The sequence below is a fragment of the Steroidobacter sp. genome (genome assembly GCF_016790065.1).
Taxonomy (GTDB): domain Bacteria; phylum Pseudomonadota; class Gammaproteobacteria; order Steroidobacterales; family Steroidobacteraceae; genus Steroidobacter.
The window spans coordinates 1-6,862 of the sequence record NZ_JAEUPY010000238.1 but is presented as its reverse complement, the minus strand read 5'-3'; the positions used below and the strand labels follow the sequence as shown (position 1 = coordinate 6,862).

2 protein-coding genes and 1 pseudogene are annotated in these 6,862 nt (G+C 60.6%); all 3 read left to right on the top strand.

Annotation, left to right across the window (positions count from 1 at the left end; all coding sequences use genetic code 11):
• Nucleotides 1-77 precede the first annotated feature (77 nt).
• Nucleotides 78-3,857: a translocation/assembly module TamB domain-containing protein gene (locus JNL55_RS10240; RefSeq protein ID WP_293852674.1), complete on the top strand. Its 3,780-nt coding sequence runs from the start codon at nucleotides 78-80 to the stop codon at nucleotides 3,855-3,857.
• A gap of 844 nt (nucleotides 3,858-4,701) precedes the next feature.
• On the top strand, nucleotides 4,702-6,354 hold the full coding sequence (locus tag JNL55_RS10235) for a tannase/feruloyl esterase family alpha/beta hydrolase (protein WP_293852672.1): 1,653 nt from the start codon (nucleotides 4,702-4,704) through the stop codon (nucleotides 6,352-6,354).
• Nucleotides 6,355-6,356: 2 nt separating this feature from the next.
• Nucleotides 6,357-6,862, top strand: a pseudogene (locus JNL55_RS10230) (extradiol ring-cleavage dioxygenase); the annotation flags it as partial.

The following is a 6,862-nucleotide window of genomic DNA, read 5'->3' as shown; positions in this document are numbered from 1 at the left end:
GCGGCCGGTGGTTTCGGATCTGGACGATTCGTGGCGCATCCACATGGTTATCGGCCCCGACCTATGACCTTATTCGCATGAACAGTACGGTGAAAAAAACCCTGGCTTGGACCGGCGTCGTGTTCGCGGTGCTGCTCGTGGCCATCATCGGCACCGTCGCTTGGGTGCTGAACACGCAGTCGGGCACGCGCTTCGTCGCTGCTCGTGCGCAGGCTGCGCTCGGCGACAAGCTGGCGATCGGCTCCATCGAAGGCTCGATTGCCGGCCCGCTGCGTATTTCCGATCTGCATTATCGCGATCCGGCAGTGGGCATCGACGCTCGCGTTGCGCAGCTCGAGCTGGATCTGGTGTTGGGCGATCTGTGGCATTCGCTGGTGCATGTGGGCAACCTGGCGTTGAGCGGCGTCGACGTGCTGACTCATGAGCCGACCGAGCCCAAGCCCGAAGAACCTTCCGAGCCGTTCACGCTGCAGCCGCCGATCAATATTGCCGTCGACAAATTTCTTGCGCAGAACGTGAAGGTGCGCAACCCGGAAGCCACGGTGGTCGAGATCTCTCGCGCTGAGTTTGCCGGGCAATGGACCGACGAAGCGCTGGCAATACAAACATTGGACGTGCAGTCGCCGCAGGGCTTCGTGAAGTTCTCCGGCCGCGTCGTGCAGGACAACTCGTATGTCGGCGAAGGCCGCGGACAATTCCGCTGGACCGCAGGCGAACAGACTGTCGCCGGAACTTTGATCGTGTCTGGCAACGATGCCGATGCGCTCATCGCCAGCGACCTCTCTTCACCGTTGAAGGCGCAGTTGAATGCGAAGGTGGCGCAGGCTGGCGATCATCGCTGGCAGCTGCAACTCGACGTGCCGCGATTCGATCCGCGCGAAGAGTTGATGCCGGATTCCAGTTTCGAGAGTCTCGCCGCGTCGTTGCGCGGTGAAGGCACATTGGACGCAGGCGTCATTTCCGGAAAGGTGACCATCAACGATGAGCCGCTGCAGTTGGATTCGGTGCGCTTCACTCGCAGCGAAGAACAACTGACCTTGGAGAGTCTGTTACATATCGGCCAGACCGCCGGCGAGCTGATTGCCAAGGCCGACATCCAATTCTCCGAGGAGTCGTGGACCAGCAAGGTGAGCGCGCGTTGGCGCGATGTGGTCGTGCCGCCGGCTTGGGCTGGCCAGGAACTGTACACGCGCGGTGAGCTGACTTTCGACGGCAATCCGCAGCTGTATAACGCGAATGGCCGCATCGCCTTGGGCCCGAAGCAGCAGCAAGCAGATATCGCGCTGAACGTGCGCGGCACGCCTGAGCTGGTCGAGTTGCAGCAGTTCGACATCGTGCAAAAGAAAGGTCGCTTGGCCGCCACCGGCAAAGTGATCTTGAAACCGGAGCTGGCGTGGGTGGTCGATGCTCGCGGTCAGGATTTCGATCCGGGCGCGTTCGCGGTCGAGTGGCCCGGCAGTCTGCGTTTCCAACTGGCCACGCAAGGCAAGATGACGGAGCAAGGCCCCGATGCAACGTTGAAGCTCACCGAGCTACGCGGCCGGTTGCGTGGCCGTCCGATCTCAGGCGATGCGGACATGTCGTTCACGCCGCCTTACTTGCCGGCCGGCACGCTGGCGTTGAACTCGGGACAGAGCAAGCTGCGCGTGCAAGCTGCCAAGAGCGAGCAGATCGACGCGACGATTGCTGTCGATGTCGCGTCGTTGAATGACTGGCTGCCCAATTCCGGCGGCGAGTTGTCGGCGGACTTTCGCGTGCTCGGCAAGTGGCCTGACGTTGCCATCAATGGCGATGCGCGCGGCCGCGAGTTGCACCTGGAGGAGATGCGACTCGCTGAGCTGTCGTTGGATGCCAATGTAAACAAGCCACTCGAGCCGGATGGATCCGTGAAACTCTCGATGTCCGGTTTGTCGGCCGCGGGTTTCGAGTTCGACACGTTGCAAGCCAATGCCTCCGGCAACGCTGCCTCGCATCGCGCGGAGGTCAGCACGACCGGGAAGCCCGTTGCATTCTCGATAGACCTGCAAGGTGGGCAGCAGGACGATGGCTGGTCGGGCGCTGTGCAGAAGCTGGTGCTCGATGTTGAGAAGGCCGCTCGCTTGAGCCTGCGCGAGCCGGCCAACATCGTCGTGAAGTCGAAGGCGGTGGACGTGTCGCGTGCTTGCTTCGTGGATCGCGACATCGAGCTGTGCATGCAGGGTGGCATGAAGCCCGACGGCTCCATGCAGGGCAGCTACTCGCTGGCGAATGTGCCGCTGGCACTGGCCAATTCGTTCTCGAGCGATGAACTGCCGTTGCAGTTCAAGGGCCTGATCGAAGGCAAGGGCGACGTTCGTAAAGATGCCAACGGCAATCTGTTCGGCACCGCGTCCATTCGGTCCGAGGCCGGCAGCATGTCGCGCGTCATCGCCGTCGCGGAGGGCGATGAGCCGGCCGTCGAAGAAACCTTGCTCACTTACCGTAACTTCGTGGTCGATGCGACCTTGGATGGACCGGATGCGCGAGCTTCGATTAGCGCCGGGTTGCAAGAGAACGGCTCATTGCAAGGTGAAGGCGAAGTTCGCGGCCTGAATCAAGCCAGCACGCAAATCAATGCGCGGATGAATGCGAGCCTGCCTGATCTGGCGCCGTTCGCTGTGTTCGCACCCCAGCTTGCGAATGTTCATGGTCGGTTGGATGCATCAGGAAGCGTGACCGGAACTCTGCAAGAGCCCGCGATTACCGGTGAGGTAACGGCGGCGGAACTGGCGGCGGATATTCCTGCCGTTGGATTGCACTTGAAGAATGGTCGCTTGGATGTGCGGCCCAAGTCGGCCGATGAGTTTCAAATCACCGGCGGCATCGAGTCGGGCGGCGGCAATCTCAAGTTTGCCGGCACCGCGAGCCCGAGCGGTGCGGTCAATATGCAAATCAACGGCGAGCGCTTCCTGGCCGCGGATATTCCTGGCGCCAAAGTGATCATCACGCCTGCTCTCAACATGTTGCGTAACGAAGAGCGCATGACGTTGACGGGCAAGGTCACCATTCCCGAAGCCGACGTGAACTTGCAGAAGCTGCCGCGAGGTGGAGATAAGGCGCAGGCCGCTTCGCCTGATGTCGTGATTGTCGATGCGGAGAATCAGGAAGAGCTTGCGGAGAAGTCGATTCCCTTGTACGCGACTATTACTGTTGCGCTGGGTGAGAATGTGAATCTCACTGGCTTTGGATTGATTGCGAAAGTCGGTGGTCAGTTGGATGTGCGTGAGCGGCCAGGTGCGGATACGGTTGGGTCTGGCGATGTGAATGTCACGGGCACTTACAAGGCGTACGGACAGAATCTCACTATTCAGCAGGGGCAGCTGCTGTATGCCTCTACGCCGCTCGACAATCCCCAACTACGAATCGAGGCGACCAGAGCGTTGGAGGATGTCGTCGCCGGCTTGAGAATTCGAGGCAGCGCGCAGAGTCCGGAGTTGACTGTGTTCTCCGATCCGGAGATGGGACAGTCGGATGCTCTTTCCTACATCGTCGCGGGCAAACCGCTCTCTGAAATTGGCTCCGGCGAGGGAGAGGGCGATGCCGTTCAAGCTGCGACGCGTTCGCTGGGAGCGGCGGCGGGTGGGTTGCTCGCCAAGAACGTTGGGCGACGACTTGGGGCGGATGAGTTGTCTGTCAAAGACGATGAGATGTTGGGTGGGGCGGCGCTGACTGTCGGCCAGTATCTATCACCGCGCGTTTACTTGAGTTATGGCGTTGGGTTGTTTGAGCCTGGCGAAGTTATAACTTTGCGTTACAAGTTGTCTAAGGACCTTTCAGTTCAGGCTCAGCGGGGGCCGGAAGATACTCGGGCTGGCATCGAATATCGGGCGCAGAAGTAAGAGTGTGCGTTGATGCGTTGGGTGGCTGGTCGGTGGCTGCGAAGAGTGCGTGTTGATGCGTCGGTGGTTTGCAGCGCCTGGGGGGAGGGATGTTCTCCCGGCACCGCTGCACCCGCCGCGCCACGCAGACGCGTGTCGCTGCGCTTGTACATCCATGTAGCGCTATGGGACCGACATCCATGTCGGATCCAATTGCCGGGAGAACATCCCTCCCCCCAGGCGCTGCCTACAGCTTTGCTGTGGCAGCCGAGCTAAGAAGTTAAGAGCTGGCTGTTCTCGCTCGGCTCATAGCGCAGCAGCTAACTCATAAAAAAATGCTTTGTCGCTGGCTTGGAGATCGAGAGCTCTGAGTGCTTAACGACGCCTCGGCGCTTTAGGCCGCAGCGGCCTTGTTCGGTGCTCAACGACGCACCAGCGCTTTAGGTCGAAGCGGCCTCGTTCTGGTGCTCAACGACACATCAGCGCTTTAGGCATCGCCAGGGGTGGGTCTCTCCTGCCGGCAGCTTCGACGTACAGGGACGTGCTAGTCGCAGCAGCGCTCACCATGGATGTGCGGCAAGCGGCGCAACGCGCCGTGGCCGTGCGCGGTGCCGGGCAGGAGAGACCCACCCCTGGCGATGCCAGCCACCGACGCCTCTTCTCCGAAACGCAGGCGATGTCAGCCACTGCGCCTCTTCTCCGACAGGCCACCGACGCTCTTCTCCGAAACGCCGCCACCGGCGCCCCAACCTCCCCATCTTGATTAACGCGAAATTTCCAAATATTGTTCACGGGACGCGCCACTTCGGGGAGGATGTGGCTTCCGTTGCGAGTAAATTTCGAAAACCCAACCGGGGAGAACAAGATGTCCGGGCAACGAGTAGGGCGTGGTTGGAGCTGGCTGATGGCGGTCAGCGCATTGATTTTGCAGGTGGAAGCGGGGGCGGACTCGCCCAAAGCCGCAGCTTCGGCGGCGCAGTCGGAGTTGGCCAAGCGCTGTGATGACTTGAATCTGCTGAACCTGGAAAGCGTCGGCGACGCGCCCGGGCGCATCGTCATGACCCGGTTGGAGATCGGCAAGCCTGCCTCCCCAGTCGAACAGCTCTTCTTCAAGAAGCGCGGTCATTCCCAAGGCATGCCGACCCCGTCGGCCAAGACCTTCCCGGATCATTGTCTGGTCGAAGGCTATGTCACGCCGCACGTGAAATTTAATCTGGTGCTGCCGCCGCCGGACAAATGGAACAATCGTTTCATGTTGGCGGCTTGCGATGCCTGGTGCGGCAAAGTGCACACCGAAATCGTGGTGCCTGGCTTGAATCGCGGCTATGCCACGCTCACCAACGACGGCGGTCATTACAGCCGGGCGCCGTTCGATGGCATTTGGGCACATCAAAACGTACCGGCTCGCATCGACTTCGCGCATCGCGCGAATCATGTGAGTGCGCAGGTGGGTAAGGCCATCGTGGCGGCGTACTACGGCAACAAAGCCAAGTACTCGTATATCGCCGGCTTCTCCAAGGGCGGCAATGCCGGCCTGTTCGCCGCGCAGAAATATCCGGAAGATTTCGACGGCGTGTTCTCCAAAGCGCCGGTGCCGTACTACCAATGGAAGAACGCGGCGCACTTCTCGTGGCTGGGTTTAGCGGTGTATCCGGACGGCAAAAACCCGGTGATTTACAGCGACAAGCTGCCCATCATCGAAAAGGCCGTGCTCGACAAGTGCGACAAGCTCGATGGGTTGAAGGACGGCATCATCGACGACCCGCGTAAATGTAAGTTCGACCCCGCGGTGCTCGCGTGTAAAGCGGGGCAGGACGAAGCGCAATGTTTGACGCCGCCGCAGGTCGAAGCCGTCGTTAAAATTTATTCCAAGCCCACCAACAAAGCCGGCCAGACCTACTACGACTTCCCCACCGATCTCACATCGGAAAGCGATTGGGCGCGGTCCGTCGTTCCCGAGCGTGGTAGCGCTGATCTCACCTTCAGTCTCACCGGTGCGATGACCGGCCTGCGCTACATGGTGTTCGAGAACAATCCGGGCCCCAAGTACGATTGGACCAAGTTCGACTACCTCACCGAGAAGCCCAAGCTGGCGGCCATGTCGAAAATTCTGGATCCGGATAGTCCGGACTTGAAGGCCTTCAAAGCGCGCGGTGGCAAGATCATGATCGTGCACGGTTGGTCGGACGCGATGGTGTCGGCTTCCATGACCATCGATTGGTTCGAGAAAATGCAGGCTTTCATGGGTGGCAAACAGGCGACGGCCGAGTTTGCGCAGTTGTATGTCGCGCCCACGCTGTATCACGGCAGCGGCGGTCGCGGGCCGTATGTGTTCGATACGCAGACGGCGCTGGAGAAGTGGGTCGAAGAAGGCATCGTGCCTGAGCAGATCGTGCTCGAGGACGAGCCGGGTCGCGAGCCGTTCCGCACGCGGCCGTTGTATCCCTATCCGGCGGTTTCCAAGTACAAGGGCAAGGGCGATCCCAACGTCGCTGCCAGTTACAAGCGAGTCGATTGAAGATGGCAGACATTCTCGGCATCGGTATCTCTCACTATCCGCCGCTCAGTGGTCGCGATGAGGATATGGCCAATATCCTGCGTGGCCGGTTGAAGGATCCGGACGTACCGGCCGAGCACAAGGATCCGGCCAATTGGCCGGCCTTGATGCGCGAAGAATGGGGCAACGATCAAGGCGTTGCCGGCGCCGCCCGGCATCGGGCGGCGATGCGCGTCGGGTTGGCCAAGGCGCGCGCGGCGCTCGATGAGTTCAAGCCCGACGAGGTGCTGATCTGGGGCGACGATCAGTACGAGAATTTCAAGGAAGACATCATTCCGCCGTTCTGCGTGCTGGCCTACGACGACATGGAGATTCAGCCTTGGGCGCATGCGTCGGAGTCGGCCATGTTCTCCAAGACCGAGGACGAGTGGGGCGGCGGCAAGCCCAACGTCTGGCGCGAGCGTAAGGAACATTCGCTGTTGATGCGTGGCCATCGCAAGGCGGCCAAGTTCCTGACCGAACAATTGCT